This window comes from Methylomonas koyamae (assembly GCF_019669905.1).
Taxonomy (GTDB): Bacteria; Pseudomonadota; Gammaproteobacteria; order Methylococcales; family Methylomonadaceae; genus Methylomonas; species Methylomonas koyamae.
The window spans coordinates 86827-107238 of record NZ_AP019777.1 but is presented as its reverse complement, the minus strand read 5'-3'; the positions used below and the strand labels follow the sequence as shown (position 1 = coordinate 107238).

Sequence of the window (20412 nt, the reverse complement as noted above, 5' to 3'; positions counted from 1 at the left end):
GTTCCTTAAACAAAAAAAGCCCGATAACGTTACGCTATCGGGCTTAAATTTTCACGCAAATCGGATTTTACGCGCCACGCTTTCTGAGTCTGTCCAGAGTTTTCAACTGGTTGACCGCCTGCGCCAACTCGGCTTCGGCAATTGCGTAATCGTATTTGCCGGACTTGTCTTGCAACATTTCTTCCGCTCTGGCTTTGGCTTGCAATGCCGCCGCTTCGTCAATGTCGTGGGCTCTGATCGCGGTTTCGGCCAGCACGGTCACCAAATGCGGCTGCACTTCCAAGAACCCGCCGGACACGAAAAACGCCTGCGATTCTTTGTCGCTGATTTTAACCCTGACTTCGCCGGGCTTCAGTTTGGTTATCAACGGCGCATGGCGCGGCGCGATACCGACTTCGCCCAACTCGGCAGGAGCGAACACCATCTCCGCCAAGCCGGAAAAAATTTCCGCCTCGGCGCTGACGATGTCCACATGTATTGTCATTGCCATGTTAAAACTCTCCTATGGGCCGGATTACATGCCTTTGGCTTTTTCGATGGCTTCGTCTATCGTGCCGACCATATAGAAAGCTTGTTCCGGTAAGCTGTCGTACTCGCCGCTGATGATGCCTTTAAAACCGGCAATGGTGTCTTTCAGCGACACGTATTTCCCCGGCGAACCAGTAAATACCTCGGCCACGAAGAAAGGCTGGGATAAGAAACGTTGAATTTTCCGGGCGCGGGCCACGGTCAATTTGTCTTCTTCCGACAGTTCGTCCATCCCCAAGATCGCGATAATGTCGCGCAATTCTTTGTAGCGTTGCAGGATGCCTTGTACTGTACGCGCGGTTTCGTAGTGTTCCTGACCGATGACCAATGGATCCAGCTGACGACTGGTGGAATCGAGCGGATCGATGGCAGGGTAGATACCCAACTCGGCGATTTGGCGGGACAATACCACGGTCGCGTCCAAGTGAGCGAAAGTAGTGGCTGGCGACGGGTCGGTCAAGTCGTCGGCCGGTACGTATACCGCTTGGATAGAGGTGATAGAACCGGTTTTGGTCGAGGTGATACGTTCCTGCAGTACGCCCATCTCTTCAGCCAGCGTCGGTTGGTAACCTACCGCCGACGGCATCCGGCCCAACAGCGCCGATACTTCGGTACCGGCCAGCGTGTAACGGTAGATGTTGTCGACGAAAAACAGTACGTCACGGCCTTCGTCGCGGAAGAATTCCGCCATGGTCAGACCGGTCAACGCCACGCGCAGACGGTTTCCCGGCGGCTCGTTCATCTGGCCGTAAACCAACGATACTTTGTCGATAACGTTGGAATCGGTCATTTCATGATAGAAGTCGTTACCTTCGCGAGTCCGTTCGCCGACGCCGGCGAATACCGAGTAACCGCTGTGCTCGATCGCGATGTTGCGGATCAATTCCATCATGTTGACGGTCTTGCCCACGCCGGCACCTCCGAACAGGCCGACTTTACCACCTTTGGCGAACGGACAAACCAGGTCGATAACCTTGATGCCGGTTTCCAACAATTCGTTGGCCGGCGCTTGCTCGTCGTAGGATGGCGCATCGCGATGAATGGTCCATTTTTCTTTCTCGCCGATCGGGCCTTTTTCGTCGATCGCTTCGCCGAGAACGTTCATGATGCGGCCCAGCGTCGCTTGGCCCACCGGTACTTTAATCGCTTCGCCGGTGTTGGTGACATTGACGCCGCGGCTGAGACCGTCGGTGGAACCCATCGCAATGGTCCGCACCACGCCGTCGCCCAATTGTTGTTGAACTTCCAGAACCAGTCCGCCCTCGACATTCAACGCGTCATATACTTTCGGCAGGTTATCGCGCGGAAATTCCACGTCGACGACCGCGCCGATGATTTGAACGATTTTACCCAAACTCATTATGTCGTCCTCTATAAAAATCTATCTAAACTTGTCTCGAATGCCTTATACCGCAGCGGCGCCAGCGACGATTTCGGAAATTTCCTGCGTGATCGCAGCCTGTCTGGCTTTGTTGTAGACCAGTTGCAATTCTTTGATGATATTGCCGGCATTGTCGGAAGCGCTTTTCATCGCCACCATCCGCGCAGCCTGTTCGCAGGCGTTGTTTTCCACCAGACCTTGAAATACCGCCGATTCGACATAGCGGATCAGCAAGCTGTCCAACACGTCTTTCGCGTTAGGTTCGTACAGGTAATCCCACCGGCCCTTGGTCTCTTCGCCCAGCTCGCCAACCGCCACCGGTAACAGCTTCTGCATCACCGGCCTTTGCGTCATGGTGTTGACAAAGTCGTTGCTGAGTAGGAACAGTTCGTCGATATCGCCGTTCGTGAACGCGTCCAGCATGATTTTGATCGGACCGATAATGTCGCTTTGGTGCGGCGTGTCGCCCAACTTCGAAACCTGGCCGACCAGATTGGCATTGATCATGCTGAAAAATGCAGCGCCTTTGCCGCCAATCGCGCAGACATCGACGGCAATGCCTTTGCTTTGCCATTGCTGCATTTCGCCCAGCACTTTTCTGAACAGGTTGGCGTTCAAGCCACCGCATAAACCACGGTCGGAACTCACCACGATAATGCCTACCCGCTTAACTTCCCGCTCGATCATGAACGGATGCTTGTATTCCGGATTGGCTTTGGCCAGATGCCGAATGATCTGACCAATTTTTTTCGAGTAAGGCCGGGTAGCCTGCATACGGTCTTTGGTTTTACGCATCTTACTCGCCGCCACCATTTCCATGGCTCGAGTAATCTTTTGAGTATTTTTGATACTCGCGATTTTTGATCGTATCTCTTTACCAACAGCCATGTGCGAGTCCCTTACCAGCTAGCAGTCTTGACGAAACGCTCGATCGCCGCGTGAATGCCTTTTTGGATATCGTCGTTGTAGTCGCCTTTTTCGTTGATTTTCGCCATCAACTCGGCTTCCTCGTTTCTCATGAAATCCAACAGCGCCGCTTCGAACATACGGACTTGCTTGACTTCCAGGCTATCCAGGAATCCATTGTTTGCCGCATACAGCGAAACGCCCATTTCCGCGACCGACATCGGCGCATATTGGTTTTGCTTCATCAGCTCGGTCACGCGTTGGCCGCGCTCGATTTGTTTGCGGGTGCTCTCGTCCAGGTCGGAAGCGAACTGAGCAAACGCCGCCAATTCGCGGAACTGCGCCAAGTCCAAACGGATACCGCCGCCCAGCTTTTTGATGATCTTGGTTTGCGCCGCACCGCCAACCCGCGATACCGACAAGCCGGCGTTTACGGCCGGACGGATACCGGAGTTGAATAAACCGGTTTCCAGGAAGATCTGGCCGTCGGTGATCGAAATTACGTTGGTCGGAACGAAGGCCGAAACGTCGCCGCCTTGGGTTTCGATGATCGGCAATGCGGTCAACGAACCGGTTTTGCCTTTGACTTTGCCGCCGGTCAGTTTTTCGACCTCGGCGGCATTGATCCGCGCGGCGCGTTCCAGCAAACGCGAGTGGATGTAGAACACGTCGCCCGGATACGCTTCGCGTCCCGGCGGCCGGCGCAGCAACAATGAGATTTGGCGATAGGCCCATGCTTGCTTGGTCAAATCGTCGTAAATGATCAGCGCATCTTGGCCGTTGTCGCGGAAGTATTCGCCCATCGAGCAACCGGTGTACGGCGCGATGAACTGCAGCGCAGCCGATTCGGAAGCCGATGCCACGACGATGATGGTATGTTCCATCGCGCCGTGCTCTTCCAATTTGCGTACCACGTTAGCAATCGACGAACGTTTTTGGCCGATGGCGACATAAATACATTTGATGCCGGTGCCTTTTTGGTTGATGATGGCATCGACGGCAATCGCGGTTTTACCGGTCTGGCGGTCACCGATGATCAGCTCCCGTTGGCCGCGGCCGACCGGAATCATAGAGTCGATAGATTTCAATCCGATTTGGACCGGTTGGTCTACCGATTGACGGGCAATAACGCCCGGAGCGATTTTTTCGATGGGGGAGGTCAGATTGGTCTCGATCGCGCCTTTGCCGTCGATCGGGTTGCCCAACGCATCGACCACGCGGCCCAACAAGGCTTCGCCGACCGGCACTTCCAAAATGCGGCCGGTGCACTTGACGGTGTCGCCTTCGGTAATGTGTTGGTATGCACCCAGCATAACCACACCGACCGAGTCTCTTTCCAGGTTCAAAGCCATGCCGTAAGAGCCGCCAGGAAATTCCAGCATTTCGCCTTGCATTGCTTCAGACAGACCGTGAACCCGAACGATACCGTCGGTAACGCTGACTACGGTGCCCTCGGTGTGGGCCTCGAGATGCGCGTCGAAATTCTCGATCTTCTTTTTGATCAGATCACTTATTTCTGATGGATTTAATTGCATGTTATTTTCCCGCTCTAACTCTTAAAGTCTTTTAGCTAATTGATGAAGCTGGCCTCTGATGGAACCGTCAATGACTTTGTCGCCGGCTTTGGCGAGGATGCCCCCAATTAACGATTTGTCGACAGACACGGACGCGTTGACCTTTTTCTGCAAAAATTTCTCGAGCATGGCGACGTATTTGCCTTGCTCGGCTTTTGTCAAAGCATAAGCGCTTTGCAGCTCGACATTAACGTAACCTTCGTCGTCGGCCTTATACTGTTCGAACATCACCGAAATTTGAGGCAACAAAGGCAATTTGTCGTTCTCGATCAACACTTTGAGAAGATTCTTGGCTTCATCGTGAATTTGATCCTGGCAAATATCCAGTATCAACTGTGCTGTATTCTGTTTGTTGACTCTGGGATTGGCGACGATACCAGCTAAGGCCTCGTCCTGAACCAACAAAGACAAAAACGTTAAAGAATCGGACCAGTTTTGGGCAGCATTGGCTTCTTTGGCCCGCTTAAAAGCGGCCTGAGCGTAAGGTCTTGCTAATGTCGATATTTCAGCCATCGCTTAACCCAATTGTTCCGCCGCTTTACTGATAATGTCCTGGTGCTTGGCCTTGTCGATTTCTTCTTTCAAAATCTGCTCGGCGGCACGCAAAGCCAGAGAGGAAACTTCCTTACGCAAACTTTCCTTGGCGTGCAGCATTTCCTGTTCGATTTGCGCTTTCGCTGCTTCCAGCAGGCGCTCGCCTTCTTTTTTAGCTTGTTCCTTGGCTTCTTCGACTAATTGGTTGGCGCGCTTTTGTGCGGCGCTGACGATCTCGGCCGACTGCTCCTTGGCTTCTTTCAAAACGCTTTTGGCTTTCTTTTCGGCCAGTCTGATCTCTTCCTGGCCTTTTTCCGCCGCAGCCAAACCTTCCGCAATTTTGGTTTTGCGCTCTTCCAGAGCAGCAATGATCGGCGGCCAGACATACTTCATGGTGAACCACACCAGAAGCGTGAAAGTGATCATCTGCCCGATCAGAGTAGCATTGATACTCATTGATGCTTTCCTCGTAATGCCGTTGTTAGTCTATCTGTCCGTAGTCGCAATAAACGACACGCAAAAGGCTTACGCCTCAGGTTACAGATGGGTGGGTTAATTAACCTGCAACGGATTGAACGGCAGAAAGGAACGGGTTCGCGAAAGTCAGCATCAGAGCCAAACCTACGCCGATCATGGTTACCGCGTCAAGCAAACCGGCGATGATGAACATTTTGACTTGCAGCATCGGTACCAATTCAGGCTGGCGGGCCGCGCCTTCCAGGAATTTACCGCCCAACAGGCCGAAACCGATAGCAGTACCGATCGCGCCCAAACCTAAAATGATACCGACGGCAATAACGGTGAAGCCTTGAACGTTGGCGATTAATGATGCGAGTTCCATAATGTCTCCTAAAGATTGATATGAATGTAAAAAATAAAACGGTTAGTGGTCTTCGCAGGCCAGACTCAGGTAAACGATGGTCAAAACCATGAATATGAAAGCCTGCAAAGTAATGACCAGAATGTGGAATACGGCCCACGGGAAGCCCAGCAAAGGCTGCACGATCGGCGGCAATAATGCGATCAGGATGAACACCAGCTCGCCGGCGTAAAGGTTGCCGAATAGCCGCAGACCCAAAGAGATCGGTTTAGCCAATTCCTCGACGGTTTTCAGCAGCAGGTTGAACGGCATCATTTTCGGGCCGAACGGGGTGCAAGTCATTTCGTGGGCAAAACCGGCCAAGCCCTTGACTTTGATGCTGTAAAAGAAAATTAGGAAAAACACGCTGATGGACAGCGCGAAGGTGCCGTTCAAATCGGTACTCGGCACCACGCGCATGTATTCCATGCCCATCAGGCTACCGATCATCGGCAACAAATCTACCGGCAGCATATCCATCGCATTCCACAGAAATACCCAGCAGAAGATGGTCAGCGCCAACGGCGCGATCAACGCGCTACGGCCGTGAAAACTGTCCTTGACCTGCGTATCGACGAATTCGACCAGCATTTCGGCAATATTTTGCGCCAGTCCCGGCACGCCGGAGGTTGCCCGCTCGGCAACCGACTTAAAAAACAAAATGAACAATCCGCCCAAAAATACGGAAAAAAACAAGGTATCCAGATGCAATGTCCAAAATCCTTCACCGACCGATAACGGAGTTAAGTGATGGACTATATAACCGGTTGCGCCGCCTTCACTAGCCATTTTGCCTCTCAATTCAAAACTAACCGCGCCAATAAAAAAGCGCGAACCAAAAAACCGACAACACTGCGATATAACCCACCAACAGCGTTAAAAAATTAATCCAAGGGATTTGCAATACCATCGCGAACAAGGCCGCTGTCAGCAACAGCTTGACCGTCTCACCGGCATAAAACGCCTTGAGGATGCCAGACGCATCCCGATACCGGGCGAGATAGACTTTGTATGCAAAATAAAGATTGGGAATCAAGGCCACGCCACCGCCGATCAGCGGCGACATTGCGGATTTCCAGCCGCCCATCAATAAAAATCCCGACGCCACTACCGTAGCCATCAGGACCTGCGCATACAATACCCGTCTGACAGTTGAAAACGAATTTTCGACTGCCATAAATATCTCCTTGACCGTTAAGCGCGGCGATTATATCCAGCCACCGCCGTTTACGCAAGGTAAGGCCGCCATTCAGCTCGGGCCGAGCCGAAGCTAAGGCTTTGAAGCGCAATCAAGAATTCAAAACCCGGACAGGACTGTCCGACAATGCCCCGACAATAAAAGCAATCGGCATGCCAAGGGACAAATCAACAGTTTTTCTAAGGTTTGCCGAGAAAACCGTGTAGCAGATGCGACAAACCGACACGGGCTTGCAACAATCCGCCGTATCAGTGGATTTTGCCGATAATGCCTTCCAGCTCTTCCAGACTGGTGTAGTTGATGATCAACTTACCCTTGCCGCCGGCCTGGTGGTTGATCTCGACCTTGGCGCCGGTGCGCTCGGACAACTCGCGCTGAAGGCGCAAGGTATCGGGATCGATCCGTTTTACCGGAGCCGCCGGCTTGTCCTCGTGCATATCGCGCACCAGCTTCTCGACGGCGCGAACGCTCAGGTTTTGCTTGACAGCCTTGTGCGCAATTTCGACCTGTTTCGCCTCGTCCAAACCGAGCAAGGCGCGAGCATGCCCCATTTCCAGCAGCCCTTTGCCGAGCATGGTTTTCACCTCGCCGGCCAACTCGAGCAAACGCAGCAAGTTGGTTACCGTAGTCCGCGACTTACCCACCGCTTCGGCGATTTGCTGATGGGTCAACTCGAACTCGTCCTGCAACCGGTGCAAAGCTTCGGCCTCTTCCAACGCATTCAAATCCTCGCGCTGGATGTTTTCGATCAAGGCGATCGCCATCACCGAGCGGTCGTCGATATCCTTGACCAACACCGGCACTTCGGCCAGCTCCGCCAACTGCGCGGCGCGCCAGCGGCGTTCGCCGGCGATGATTTCGTATTTTTCGCCGGCGACTTTGCGCACGACGATGGGTTGAATGATACCCTGCGCCGCAATCGAATCGGACAACTCTTTCAGCTTGTCGGGATCCATATCCTTGCGCGGCTGGTATTTGCCGCGTTGCAGAAATTCGATCGGCAGCTTTTGCGTATCGTGGGTCTTTTCCGGAGCCGGCGCCGAAACGTCGCCGAGCAATTCGCTCAAGCCTCGGCCCAAACCGCGTTTTTTCGGATTCATCATTTGGCTGCTGCTTTATGTTTGCGGATCAGTTCGCCGGCCAGCGCGATGTAGGCGACCGCACCGCGCGAAGCCTTGTCGTAAGCCAATACCGGCACGCCGTGGCTGGGCGCTTCGGCCAGCCGGATATTTCTCGGGATCGTGGTACGGAATACCTTATCGCCGAAATATTCGATCAATTGGTCCGACACGTCCTTGCCCAAGCGGCTGCGGCTGTCGACCATGGTCCGGAGTATGCCTTCCAGGTGCAACCCCGGATTCACGGTATCGCGGATGTTGCGCAAGGTCGACATCAACGACGACAAGCCTTCCAGCGAATAATATTCGCATTGCATCGGAATCAGAACGCTGTGCGCCGCGACCATGGCGTTCAAGGTCAACATGTTCAACGACGGCGGACAGTCGATCAAAATGTAATCGTACTGGTCCTTGACCGGCAACAACGCATCGGCCAGACGCCGCTCGCGGTGTTGCGCCGCCATCAATTGCACTTCGGCGGCGGTCAGATCGGCATTACCCGGAATCAAATCGAAACCCAAGGCCTTGTTTTTGACGATGATGCCAGAGACCGGCACCTCTTCCAGCAACAATTCGCAACTGGAATATTCGAGCTCGTCCTTGTTGACGCCGCAACCCATCGCCGCATTGCCTTGCGGATCGAGATCGATCAGCAGGATTTTGCGCTTGGTCGCTGCCAGCGCGGCGGCCAGATTGACGCTGGTCGTGGTCTTGCCGACGCCGCCCTTCTGATTGGTGATCGCGATTATCTTAGCCATGCTTGAGTCTCTCTATGCGAATCAGACAACGCTCGGCGTCTATGCCAGGCACCGCCAGCGGAACCACTTGGTATTCGGCGCCGATTCCGGCCAGTTCGTCGACCGGCTGCTGCCCCTTCATCGCCAGCAACACGCCGTCCTCGGCCAACAAATGGCCGGTCATTTTAACGATGTCCGGCATTGAGGCGAAAGCACGCATCAACACCGTGTCGAACAATCGGCTCGGTTTGAATTGCTCGACCCGGCTGTGCACCACGTCGACGTTTGTCAATTTCAGCTCCAGCACGGCTTGCTGCACGAAGCGGGTTTTCTTGGAATTGGAATCGACCAGCACGAAACGGCAATCGGGCCGGCAAATCGCCAACGGAATACCGGGCAGACCGGCACCGGTACCGATATCGGCGATCAATTCCGGTTTGATATGCGGCAGAACCGCCAGACTGTCCAAAATGTGCAAACCCACCATATCCAGCGGCTCGCGCACTGCTGTCAGGTTGTAGGCCTTGTTCCATTTGCCCATCAGCGCCACGAAGCGCAGCAATGCTTCGATCTGGCCATCCTCGAGCGACAAGCCCAAGGCGGCAAGGCCTTGCCGTAACTTTTCTCGGCAGGCGTCCATCAGGCGCTTTTCTTTTTCAGATGCACCAACAGCAAGGAAATCGCCGCCGGCGTTATGCCGGGAATGCGCGAAGCCTGACCCAAAGTTTCCGGACGCTGTTTTTTCAATTTTTCGCTGACTTCGTTGGACAGGCCGGACACCAGACTGTAATCGACGTTCTCCGGCAATTTCAGATGCTCGTAGCGCTGGGTACGGCTAATCTCGGTTTGCTGACGGTCGATGTAACCGGCGTATTTGGCCTGAATCGCCACCTGCTCGGCGACTTGCTCGTCTATTTCGGTTTCGTCGGTGAAGGTTAACAGATTTTCGATATCGACCTCCGGCCGGCGCAGCATGTCCATCAAACTCGCTTCTTTGACCAATTTTTTGCCCCAGTACTGCTCCGCCAACGCCGCTTCGTCGGATTCGGCTCTGATCCACTTTTTGGCAAGCTTGCCTTGCAGATTGGCGATGGCTTCGCGCTTTTCCTCGAACCGGCGCCAACGCTCGTCGTCGACCAAACCCAATTCGCGGCCTTGTTCGGTCAAGCGCAGATCGGCGTTGTCCTCGCGCAATTGCAAGCGGTATTCGGCGCGGCTGGTGAACATGCGATAAGGCTCGGATGTACCGCGGGTGATCAAGTCGTCGATCATCACGCCGATGTAAGCTTCCTCGCGGCCGGGGCACCAGCTTTCCAGGCCTTTTGCCAAGCGCGCGGCGTTCAGCCCGGCGATCAAACCTTGCGCGGCGGCTTCTTCGTAGCCTGTGGTGCCATTGATCTGGCCGGCGAAGAACAGCCCATTCATGTGCTTGGTTTCCAGCGAGGTTTTTAAATCGCGCGGATCGAAAAAATCGTATTCGATGGCATAACCGGGGCGAACGATTTCGGCGTTCTCGAAACCCAGCATCGTGCGAATGAAGCGATACTGAATATCGAACGGCAAACTGGTCGAGATGCCGTTGGGATAGACTTCGTTGGTGTTTAAGCCTTCCGGCTCGACGAAAATCTGGTGAGAATCGCGCTCGGCAAAGCGGACCACTTTGTCCTCAATCGACGGGCAGTAGCGCGGGCCGACGCCTTCGATGATGCCGGAATACATCGGCGACCGGTCCAGACCGGAACGAATGATGTCGTGGGTTTGTTCGTTGGTGCGGGTAATGTGACAGCAAACCTGGCGCGGATGCTGCTCGCGGCTGCCCATGAACGAGAATACCGGCAGCGGCGTATCGCCGTGCTGTTCCTGCAATTTGCTGTAGTCGATGGTGCGGCCGTCGATCCGGGCCGGGGTGCCGGTTTTCAGCCGGCCGACGCGGAACGGCAGCTCGCGCAAGCGCTCGGCCAGCGCAATCGATGCCGCATCGCCGGCGCGGCCGCCGCTGTAGTTTTCCAGACCGATATGGATACGGCCAGCCAAAAAAGTGCCGGCGGTCAATACCACCGCCTTGGCGTTAAACTCCAAACCCATCTGGGTTTTGACGCCGGTGACGCGGTCGCCTTGCACGATCAGATCGGACACGGTTTGCTGGAACAGGGCCAGATTGGGCTGATTTTCCAACGCACTGCGTACGGCTTGTTTGTAAAGCTGGCGATCCGCTTGCGCCCGGGTCGCCCGCACCGCCGGGCCTTTGCTGGCGTTCAAGATGCGAAACTGGATACCGCCCAAATCGATAGCCTTGGCCATGATGCCGCCCAGCGCATCGACCTCTTTGACCAGATGGCCCTTGCCGATGCCGCCGATGGCCGGATTGCAGCTCATTTGCCCCAACGTCTCGATGTTTTGGCTCAGCAACAGGGTTTGCGCGCCGGTACGCGCCGCCGCCAACGCCGCTTCGGTACCGGCATGACCACCGCCGACCACGATTACGTCAAAGTCTTTCTGGAATTTCACAGGCAATCTATGTTCAAATAAAACGTTATTTTAATAGCTTAGAGAGAAAAAAGCATGAGAAAACAAAACCCCGGCCAGGGCTTGCCGGACAAACCCAAGCACAATCCGGTCGCTAAATTCGCCCGCCAATTCAACAAAGCTCAAACCTACGCCGACAAGACCCAATACCGCCGTAAAGCCAAACATCGCGGGCTGGAGCCTTTTGCCATCGCTTCCGGAGAGGCGATCGCAAAAGGCTTAGCCGCGTAACCCGCGCATTTCAAGGATTTCCAGCTCAGTGAAAGCAACCGTAGAAGACAAAGTTCAAACCCGGATTCCGACCAAACACGGCGAATTCATCCTGCATTACTACAGCAACAGTCTGGACGACAAAGAACACGTGGCCTTCGTCAAAGGCGACGTGGCCGGCAAGGACGACGTGCCGGTCCGCATCCATTCCGAATGCTTCACCGGCGACGTGCTCGGCTCGCGCCGCTGCGACTGCGGCGAGCAGTTGGACATGGCGCTGGACATGATCAATACCGCCGGTTACGGCGTATTGATCTACCTGCGCCAGGAAGGTCGCGGCATCGGCCTGCTGAAGAAACTGCAAGCCTACAACCTGCAGGACCAAGGCCTGGATACCGTCGATGCCAACATCAAACTCGGCCATTTGGCCGACGAACGCCAATACGACATCGCCGCGCTGATTCTGGACAACCTGAAGGTGCATTCAATCGAATTGATCACCAACAACCCGCAAAAAATCGACGAGTTGACCAAACTCGGCGTGCAAGTCCATAACCGGATTGCCATCGAAACCCGCATCCACCGCGACAACCTCGACTACCTGAAAACCAAGGCCGAACGCATGCGCCACATGCTGTCGGTACCGGACCGTTCCTGAGCGCCATGCTAGACCACTTGAAACTACCGGCCGCAGCGCTGAAGCTGACGATCGACCTGCCTGCCGCCGACGCCGGTTCCCGCTACAACGGCATCCTCGGCCAGAACCGCGCCCAGTCGGCGCTGGCATTCGGTATTGCGATGAAAGCCCCCGGCTACAACATCTTCGTCATGGGCGATCCGGGCACCGGCCGGCTGTCGATGGTCAGCCATTATTTGACCGGCTACGCCGAACAACAGGAATCGCCGCTGTCCTACGCTTACGTCGAAAACTTCGAAAACCCGCGCGAGCCGGTTGCCGTCGAATTGCCGTCCGGCGAAGGCCACAGCTTTGCCAAAGACGTCGAAAAACTGATCGACAACGTGCTGGCCACCTTTCCGGCCGCCTTCGAAAGCCCCAGCTACCAGCAAAAGAAAACCGCGATCGAACGCCGCTTCAATCAGCGTTACAACGCGGCTATCGATTTGGTCGACAGCAAAGCCCGGGCCATGGGCGTGGCCTTGTACCGCGACAACGACTCGATCACCTTCCTGCCGATCCGCAACAACAAGGCGCTGGACGAGGAGCAATTCACGCTACTGCCGGAAGCCGAGCGCGACGCCTTCCACCAACACACCGAAGAACTGGAAGAGTATCTAGGCGACGTACTGCTGGAACTGCCGCAGTGGCGACGCACGCTGGCCGAGGAAATCCGGCAACTGGATAGCGACACCATCAAACTGGCGCTGGAACCGTTGCTGGCCGAATTGACCGACAAGTACCAAAACGTCGACGACGTGATTACCTACCTGGCGGAAATCGAGAAAAACCTGAGCAACACCATCAGCGACTTCTTGATGCCGAGCCGCAACCCGGAAAACCGGGAAATCATCGCCAAACGCCAGATGCTGATCGAACAGTATCTGCCCAACATTTTGGTGGACTGCAAGCACGACGCCGCCGGCGCCCCGGTGATTTACGAGCCGCACCCGATTTACCAAAACCTGTTCGGCCGCATCGAATACGTCAGCGACCAAGGCACGCTGATCACCAACTACCGCCGCATCTGCCCCGGCTCGCTGCACCGCGCCAACGGCGGCTACCTGATCCTCGACGCCGAAAAAGTATTGACCTACCCCTTTGTTTGGGAGGGCCTGAAGCGGGCGCTGAAAGCCGGCAAAATTGAAATCGAATCGCCGTATTCGGAACTGGGCATCAACACCATCACCTTGAAACCGGAAGTCATTCCGCTCAACGTCAAAGTAATCCTGGTCGGCACCCGCGACATCTACTACCTGCTGGAAGAGCTGGATAGCGAATTCAACGAGATGTTCCGCGTGTTAGCCGATTTCGACGACCACATCAAACGCACGCCGGACAGCATCGGCCAGTTCGTGCAGGTCATGAAACAACAGGCCCGCGACGCCGGCGCCAAACCCTTGACCGACCTGGCCTTGGTCCGCCTAATCGAACACAGTTGCCGCCTGGCGGAAAACCAGCAGCGGCTGTCGGCCCACGTCAACAACTGCCTGGAAATCATCGCCGAAGCCAACCTATTGAGCAGCCAGACCGGCGCCAGCGAGATCGGCAAAGCCGAAATCGAATTGGCCTTGGCCGCCCGCGAACAACGCAACGGCCGCATTGCCGAAGCCATCCTGGAAGAAATGCTGGACGGCACGATCCTGATCGACACCGAGGGCGAAGCCATCGGCAAGGTCAACGGTCTGACCGTGATGGATATCGGCGGCAGCAGCTTCGGCGCACCGGCCCGGATCACCGCCACCGTGCATCCCGGCTCGCGCGGCATCGTCGATATCGAACGCGAAGTGGAACTCGGCCAGCCCATCCATTCCAAAGGCGTGATGATTCTGACCGGCTACCTCGGCCACTGCTACGCCCAGCAATTTCCGTTGGCAATCTCGGCCAGCATCGCGATGGAACAGTCCTACGGCCACATCGACGGCGACAGCGCCTCGCTAGCCGAATTGTGTTGCCTGATCTCGGCGCTGACCCGCACCCCGATCAACCAAGGCTTCGCGATGACCGGCTCGATCAACCAGTACGGCGAGGTGCAAGCCATCGGCGGCGTCAACGAAAAAATCGAAGGCTTCTTCGAATTATGCGCAGCGCGCGGCCTGACCGGCGGGCAAGCGGTGATCATTCCGACCTCGAACAAGCGCAACCTGATGTTGAAACGGGAAGTGGTGGACGCGGTCGAGCGCGGCGAATTTGCCATCTACGCGGTCTCCAACGTCGACGAAGCCCTCAGCCTGCTGACCGGCCAGGAAGCCGGCACGATGAACGCCGAAGGCCAGTATCCCGAAGGCAGCGTCAACTTCAAAGCCGTCGCCCGCCTGAAGGAAATTTCCGAAATGACCTCCGACGAGGACAAGGAAACCGAGACCGGAGCCTGAAACATCCGACAACCGGCACAAGCGGTTGGATTTACCTAACCAACCGCCTTTTACTTGCTTCAGCCATATCCGCCCGAATTCAGTAATATCTCACGTTTTTTTGCAGCTAGATTTTCAGCGGGCGGCATCGAGTTTTATAAAATCAGTGAAACCGTTGCAATCGGCCACGTTGGGAGGTTCAAAAAGTAGTGGGTGGGCCACAAAAAATCCAAAAGCCGTCCTTAACGATTAGCTTTTCTGTTGATACATTTTAGGTCGAGCCAACACATATGCATGAAATAGTGAATCCTTAAATCGATAGTAACGCTCCCGAAGCTTTTCGATTTCAGCACCGTACTCCTCGGAAACAAGTTGTCCGACGTACTGACTTGAATTATCCACTCCATCATCCAGGGCTATCTTATATGCATTCGTAGTCCAAACTTCATTATGCGAATCCTGCACTTTGGCCAATGCTCGTAGAACTATTTCTCTTTGTGGTGAAGATGCAACGGCTTTTCGATATTTTCCTTCTAAAACGGGGTCTGCCTTTCTTTCCGCTATATTTGCTAAAGTCTGAATTATATTTTCTTCTGTTATAACTGACTTACCTTCCTGATATGCAGCTCTAAGTGAAAATTTTCCTATCATATGGACCATATAAGGATGTCCATTAGCCAATTGTATGATTTTGTCTCTAGCGGCTTGATGAAAAGTTATATAGTTATCAATGAATTTTTCTGCATTATCAATAATATTTTCAAGCTCATCATTTGCCATTGGCTCCATAGTAATTATACTGCCAGAAAATAATCGATCGCTCGACTCGTGCTCTTTCATAAGCATCTGAATGTCTTTTGCAACACCAACGATACAGAATTTTACTTTAGGTGAATTTGTAGCAAGCGCTTTTAGGAAAGATGCAAAACCCGATGGGTTGGATATTTGATCAAATTCATCTATTATTATTAGTATTCCATTCTTAGCCACACCCTCTTTTACAATTGCATCTACCACATTTGAAAAAACGACATCGACCGGATGGTCTTTTAGCACCGGTGCCATTGTTGCTTCTGAAGCTTTAGATCCGCTTAGCTCAACGCCTACGCCAAATACTTTTGCGGTAAACTTAGGCGAATAACTCATCATAACTTTCTTGGCATTTGGAACATCGTATATCCAATCAACCAGACAGGTTGATGACGTCAGCAACCTTTCTAGAAGCTCCTCAGTTGAACTAACTTGATTTCCGCAAGCCAAGTAAATGGATAGATAATCAAGAATCCCATCATTTGAAATGCCGAGCTTCTCGAGAATAGAATTATCTCCCGAACTAATGTTTGTTATCTGACGAGCTAAGGATGTTTTTCCTATACCTCTATTTCCTACAACAGCTATATTTGTCCCTTCGGCAATTAATGCATAAAAAGCATCTGATATTGCGTCTTTCCGTCCCGCAAACCTTTCAGAGTCGGCTATTTCCTTGGCAGGCAAAAAGGCATTCTCAATTTGGGTAAGTGTTGGCTTTTCCATTTTAAATTAATTCCGCTTCTAGATTATACATGCAAACCCGATAAGTTGCGCAAATAGGATGTGCCGACGTTAGGAGGCGCATCGGTCGTGTCACTCGATACCGTCAATCTCATTATTTGAATTATTCCTCCAATTTTTTTTCATAAACGCCTTGTTTCACATCACGGTGAAAACTTTAATACATCCGGTAAATTACATGTTCAACATAACCATGCTTTACCGGATTCCAATGAATATAATCGACATGGCGATTTTAATCGTCTTGGTCTTGAATCAAATGCGCCCAAAACGCCGTTTCCAGATCCCACGCTCACGGCGTTTTTGACGGCTTTTTGAAATTCTTTCGCCGCGATCAATCGCTCTAGAAAATCTTCCTTTCAACATATTCCATATTACAGAGAAATCGCCGTCGTTGGGCGGCAATGTCCAAATACAATGCAAATGGTCCGGCATAATAACGACGGCCTCGATATGAAGGGGCTTGCGTTGTTTAACATGTCGAAAAGCTTTTTTAATTCATCAATATTATCAATCAGCAGGTGATTGTTGTTCCGTTCGGCAAGATTCACGGTAAAAAACCACATAGCATTTGGTATGTAAAAACGTCGGTATTCTGTCATGCCTTGTTTGATACACGAACGATGCGCCTGCTAACGTCGGCACATCCTATTAAGCCCACAATTAACCGAGCGCTATCAGATTTGAATCTCAGCTTATTTATCATTTGCTGGCACCGCAAATTAAATCTTAACTTTCGGCTCAGGGTCATTGGTATTGAACAAAAAGCGCAATATCTTTTTACCGCCACAACGCTAGCATAAAATTAAGGAAGCCGGTAAAGTCAAACGCCGGTAAAGTCAAACAACCTGGCTCAGATTTGCCGTTAGCGGATTTGATTGCTACATTTCCAGCACCGAATGAGATGCCGTTGCTGTGGAGGCCTGGATGCGGAAATTTAGCTTGCTCAACCGATACCGGCTGTCCGGGTTATCCCTGGCCTGGCTGGCGGTATCGGCTCACTGTCCCGCCGCGCCCAGCGACGATCCCGATATTCTGGCCCGGCGCGGCCAGCAAACGCCGTTCAGCACCAGCCCGGCCGAAGCGCCGACCATCGCGCTGAGTAAGCCAGCCGGCGGTTGGACCAGCGGCTTACAAATCACCGTCGCCGGCACCTGTTCCGACCCGGCAGCCGATCCGGTCGTGGTGAATATCAACGGCGTGCGGTATTACGTCCGCAATGCCAACGGCAGCTTCAGCCGCGCCTTCCCGGCCGCGAAGGGCAAAAACAGCGTGATTGCCGAATGCGCCAATGCCGCCGGCGTTGCCAAAGCCTCGGCGACGGTGGACGCGGTGATTTCGCCGATACCCTTGAAAGTGATCCTGACCAGCGACAGCGACGGCGTCTATACCGACCTGCACATCTACGAACCGGACAAAAGCCACGTCTATTGGGCCGATACCAACTCCAGCAGCGGCGGCATTTTCTTTTTGAATTCGAACGGCGACAATTTCGACCAAGCCGGCTACGGGCCTTATTTATACGTGCATCCGGCGCCGCCGGTCGGCGTGTTCCGCATCGATACCAATTATTGGCCGGGCGGTGCGGTGCAACACACGCTAGCCAACCTGGACATCATTCTCGACGAAGGCCTGCCGAGCGAAAGCCGGCGCCGGGTGCAAAAACCTTTGGCTCGGCCCGGCGAGACCCAAACCCTGGCTTACGTCGCGATCCAGGGCAACCGGCAACCGGCGAAAATTTACGTGCCGGGGCAGGACGCGGAGCGCGACATGCCGGCCGAAATCAGGGAGTACATCAAACAGGAACCCAAGCGCGAAGGCGAAGACAGCGGCGAGGATTTGAGCTATTTGCCGGCACCGGATGCCGAAGCGCTGCGGGAAGCCGTCACCAACGTCGCGCTGCTACAGGCCCGCAAACCCAGCCCGTTGTGGGAACCGAAACAACGCGACTGCGCCGGCCTGGTCCGCTTCGCTTACCGCACCGCGCTGGAACCGCGCGATGCGGCCCGCACTGCCAAGCTCGGCATCCCGGCCAAATTGAATTTGCCGGCCGTGTCGGAGCAGGCCCGGAAAACCTTGCCGAATTATCCGCAGCTCTGGCAGACGGGGGTAAGTAACGGCTTGCCGCGTTACGGCCATTTTGCCGACGCCGAAACCCTGATCGGCTATAACTTTCGTTTGAAATCGCGCGATCTGGCGGCGGCGCAAAGCGGCGATTTGCTGGTTTACCAAAAGCCGTTGCTCAACGACGAGCCCTATCATTTGATGCTGTTCGCCGCCGGCCGCGCCGAAAGCCTGGCCGTTTACCATAACGGTGCCCAAGGCAGCGAGGGCCAGGTACGGGTGGTGCGCGTCGCCGAATTGCTGAACTCGCCCGACCCGGTCTGGATTCCCCGCCCGGAAAATCCCTATTTCCTTGGAGTGTTCGAATGGAACCGCTTACGCCCGCAAAACGCCTGACCGCCATCGCCGCCGGCATAGTCTTGGCTGCCGGCGCCGGCGTGGCGATCTACCGGGAAGTGGCCCGGCAACCGTTGGCCAAGTTGGTCCGCGCCGATCTGCCGCTGCTGGAATTGACCGTGAAATTGCGCGACTCGGCCAATCAGGATCTGGACGCCGCCAATTCGCTGGTCGGCAGCAACGACGAGGTTCCGGCCGGCGACGAACGCTGCCCGGCGCTGGTAGGCGGCGACACCGGTTCGGCTACGGCAGTCGATGTTTCCGTGAAGCGCCCGGCCAACTGTCCGAAACGCGCCGCCTGGTATGTACGCAAGCACCCGGTGGCGTTTACGCTGTACTTCAACCAGGGCGAGGCGTTTTTACAGTGGTGGGACCAGCAAGCCGAAGTGCAACGCCTGGTCGATAACCGCTTCGTCAAAGGGCTGTTCTTCGGCCTGCTGCAAAGCCTGCACGTCAAAGCCGAACAGCTCAATCTGCAAGGCATACAAGGCGACTTCCTGCTGCAGGTGCTGCGCGACGCGGTCGGCGCCAACGCCGAGCTGCATTACGACATGGCCCACGGCAGCCAGGGTTGGGTGATCGGTTATAGCCGCAGCGCCAGCCGCTTTGCCGACCAGGCCATGCCGGCGCTGGCCGGCGTGCTGGCCAGCAGCGGCTACCGGGTCGGCAAATTGCCGGAACCGATTCTGGAAGCCCGCATCGGCCTGCAAAAACTGTTCGTCACCGAATACGACGGCCGAATTTATCTGGCGCAAAGCCTGGAAGCCTTACTGAACGTATTGGACAACATCGCGCCGGAAACCAGCGGCGGCGATGCGCCGCTCAGTCTGGTAATGCGCAGCGAGGCCTTCGTCGCCCATCTGCTGCCGGTAATGGCCGGCGCGGAAAGCTACCCAATCCGCTGGGATTTTGCGCTGAATGGCGCCGAACCCGGCTGGTTAAACTTGCCGGCAGCAAGCTGGCAGCGCCAATTGCACCCACGTTTGTTCGACGGCGTAGTCGCCAGCATGCCGCACGACGCTTTCGCCGGCTTCGCCGCCAGTCTGGCGTTGCCGCCGGACCTTACCGGCGACGATTGGCGCAAACTGGCCGCGGCCGGCCCGTCGGCCAACCCGCCCGGCCCGGAGCCGGCCGGCATCGGCGTGGTGTGGGATTTCAGCCCCGACGATCCGGCCGGCGCGGTCGGCGTCGTCGTTGCCAATCCCGGCCAGCCGCAAGCCAGCCCGGCCTATGCCCAATACCTGAAAAATCCGGACCTCGGCGCCGAGTGCGCCGGCGGCAGCCTGTTCCTTGCCGCCAGTTCGGCGAATTTGCTGACGCGGATGAAAGACGCCTGCAACAAACAATCGCTGAGCCCGCTGGATTGGCAGCGCGGCGCCGAGAAACAACGCTTGCAGGATGCGCAGTTGCTTGCCTTCGTCAATCCCGCTACGGCCGCCCGCGAATTGTTTCTGGCCGGCGGCGCCGGCGCCAACCAGGACGCCAACGAATTCGCGCCGCGCTGGCAGCAAGACTACGAAGCCGCCAAAGCCACGATGCGCCGGGACGGCGACAAGCTGTTCGGCAATCTGCCGCTGCTCAGCTACGCCGGCCGGGTGGCGGACAATGCCTCCGGCGCTCGCTTGCAAGGGAAATTGGTCGCTCAAGCCGTGGCGGCCGCCGCCGATTGAAGCGGCGCCGCCCAGCGCATTTGGTTTACTAACCCGGCCCGTTTAATCACTGGTATTCCGTTCGGGCTGAGCGCGTCGAAGCCCTTTTGCAGCATACCCTTCAACAGGCTCAGCACCCTCAAGGGCATAA

Annotated in this window: 20 protein-coding genes; 5 read left to right on the top strand and 15 right to left on the bottom strand. The window is 55.0% G+C overall.

The window, feature by feature from the left end:
* Positions 1–67 precede the first annotated feature (67 nt).
* The 13 genes from MKFW12EY_RS00510 to mnmG form a co-directional block, all read right to left on the bottom strand.
* On the bottom strand, positions 68–490 hold the full coding sequence (locus MKFW12EY_RS00510; RefSeq protein ID WP_054760818.1) for a F0F1 ATP synthase subunit epsilon: 423 nt from the start codon (positions 488–490) through the stop codon (positions 68–70).
* A 24-nt stretch (positions 491–514) separates the two neighbouring features.
* The gene (gene atpD / locus MKFW12EY_RS00505; RefSeq protein ID WP_054760816.1) at positions 515–1888 is read right to left on the bottom strand and encodes a F0F1 ATP synthase subunit beta; all 1374 of its coding nucleotides are present in this window, start codon (positions 1886–1888) and stop codon (positions 515–517) included.
* Positions 1889–1933: 45 nt separating this feature from the next.
* The gene (gene atpG / locus MKFW12EY_RS00500) at positions 1934–2797 is read right to left on the bottom strand and encodes a F0F1 ATP synthase subunit gamma (protein ID WP_054760814.1); all 864 of its coding nucleotides are present in this window, start codon (positions 2795–2797) and stop codon (positions 1934–1936) included.
* A gap of 11 nt (positions 2798–2808) precedes the next feature.
* Positions 2809–4350, bottom strand: a complete 1542-nt coding sequence (gene atpA / locus MKFW12EY_RS00495) for a F0F1 ATP synthase subunit alpha (protein WP_221053813.1) — start codon at positions 4348–4350, stop codon at positions 2809–2811.
* Between the two features lie 21 nt (positions 4351–4371).
* Positions 4372–4902: a F0F1 ATP synthase subunit delta gene (locus tag MKFW12EY_RS00490; protein ID WP_054760812.1), complete on the bottom strand. Its 531-nt coding sequence runs from the start codon at positions 4900–4902 to the stop codon at positions 4372–4374.
* Positions 4903–4905: 3 nt separating this feature from the next.
* Positions 4906–5379 carry a F0F1 ATP synthase subunit B gene (locus tag MKFW12EY_RS00485; RefSeq protein WP_054760810.1) on the bottom strand — a complete coding sequence of 158 codons (474 nt, stop codon included), beginning with the start codon at positions 5377–5379 and terminating at the stop codon, positions 4906–4908.
* 100 nt (positions 5380–5479) lie between these two features.
* Complete coding sequence (atpE, locus tag MKFW12EY_RS00480) at positions 5480–5764, bottom strand: F0F1 ATP synthase subunit C (RefSeq protein WP_020484117.1); 285 nt, start codon at positions 5762–5764, stop codon at positions 5480–5482.
* 42 nt (positions 5765–5806) lie between these two features.
* A complete protein-coding gene (atpB, locus tag MKFW12EY_RS00475; protein ID WP_054760845.1) occupies positions 5807–6571 on the bottom strand; it encodes a F0F1 ATP synthase subunit A in 765 nt (254 codons plus the stop codon).
* A 19-nt stretch (positions 6572–6590) separates the two neighbouring features.
* Complete coding sequence (locus MKFW12EY_RS00470) at positions 6591–6959, bottom strand: ATP synthase subunit I (RefSeq protein ID WP_054760808.1); 369 nt, start codon at positions 6957–6959, stop codon at positions 6591–6593.
* Positions 6960–7228: 269 nt separating this feature from the next.
* Complete coding sequence (locus tag MKFW12EY_RS00465) at positions 7229–8080, bottom strand: ParB/RepB/Spo0J family partition protein (protein WP_054760843.1); 852 nt, start codon at positions 8078–8080, stop codon at positions 7229–7231.
* Positions 8080–8856: a ParA family protein gene (locus tag MKFW12EY_RS00460; RefSeq protein ID WP_064020050.1), complete on the bottom strand. Its 777-nt coding sequence runs from the start codon at positions 8854–8856 to the stop codon at positions 8080–8082. Before MKFW12EY_RS00460 ends, MKFW12EY_RS00465 begins: the two co-directional genes overlap by 1 nt.
* Entirely contained in the window at positions 8849–9475 is a 627-nt protein-coding gene (gene rsmG, locus MKFW12EY_RS00455; RefSeq protein WP_054760806.1) for a 16S rRNA (guanine(527)-N(7))-methyltransferase RsmG, read from the bottom strand. Before rsmG ends, MKFW12EY_RS00460 begins: the two co-directional genes overlap by 8 nt.
* Positions 9475–11343 carry a tRNA uridine-5-carboxymethylaminomethyl(34) synthesis enzyme MnmG gene (gene mnmG, locus MKFW12EY_RS00450; protein WP_054760805.1) on the bottom strand — a complete coding sequence of 623 codons (1869 nt, stop codon included), beginning with the start codon at positions 11341–11343 and terminating at the stop codon, positions 9475–9477. Before mnmG ends, rsmG begins: the two co-directional genes overlap by 1 nt.
* A gap of 54 nt (positions 11344–11397) precedes the next feature.
* On the opposite strand from mnmG, the gene MKFW12EY_RS00445 reads away from it, so the two are divergent.
* Genes MKFW12EY_RS00445 through MKFW12EY_RS00435 form a run of 3 tightly spaced genes read left to right on the top strand, consistent with a single transcriptional unit; the run spans position 11398 to position 14622 of the window.
* Positions 11398–11592 (top strand): DUF7230 family protein, encoded by a 195-nt coding sequence (locus tag MKFW12EY_RS00445; RefSeq protein WP_054760803.1) that lies wholly within the window; start codon positions 11398–11400, stop codon positions 11590–11592.
* 28 nt (positions 11593–11620) lie between these two features.
* Positions 11621–12229: a GTP cyclohydrolase II gene (ribA, locus tag MKFW12EY_RS00440; RefSeq protein ID WP_054760800.1), complete on the top strand. Its 609-nt coding sequence runs from the start codon at positions 11621–11623 to the stop codon at positions 12227–12229.
* A 5-nt stretch (positions 12230–12234) separates the two neighbouring features.
* A complete protein-coding gene (locus MKFW12EY_RS00435; RefSeq protein WP_221053812.1) occupies positions 12235–14622 on the top strand; it encodes an ATP-binding protein in 2388 nt (795 codons plus the stop codon).
* A gap of 228 nt (positions 14623–14850) precedes the next feature.
* Here MKFW12EY_RS00435 and MKFW12EY_RS00430 read toward each other — a convergent pair whose 3' ends face one another.
* On the bottom strand, positions 14851–16134 hold the full coding sequence (locus tag MKFW12EY_RS00430) for a Cdc6/Cdc18 family protein (protein WP_054760798.1): 1284 nt from the start codon (positions 16132–16134) through the stop codon (positions 14851–14853).
* Between the two features lie 273 nt (positions 16135–16407).
* Complete coding sequence (locus MKFW12EY_RS22950; RefSeq protein ID WP_245006399.1) at positions 16408–16587, bottom strand: transposase; 180 nt, start codon at positions 16585–16587, stop codon at positions 16408–16410.
* 492 nt (positions 16588–17079) lie between these two features.
* Between MKFW12EY_RS22950 and MKFW12EY_RS00420 the strand changes: the two genes are divergently transcribed.
* Together MKFW12EY_RS00420 and MKFW12EY_RS00415 are read left to right on the top strand one after the other, a co-directional pair.
* Positions 17080–18612 carry a DUF1175 family protein gene (locus MKFW12EY_RS00420; protein ID WP_221053811.1) on the top strand — a complete coding sequence of 511 codons (1533 nt, stop codon included), beginning with the start codon at positions 17080–17082 and terminating at the stop codon, positions 18610–18612.
* Positions 18582–20282 carry a hypothetical protein gene (locus MKFW12EY_RS00415; protein ID WP_221053810.1) on the top strand — a complete coding sequence of 567 codons (1701 nt, stop codon included), beginning with the start codon at positions 18582–18584 and terminating at the stop codon, positions 20280–20282. The genes MKFW12EY_RS00420 and MKFW12EY_RS00415 overlap by 31 nt, the downstream gene beginning before the upstream one ends.
* Positions 20283–20412: the final 130 nt, after the last annotated feature.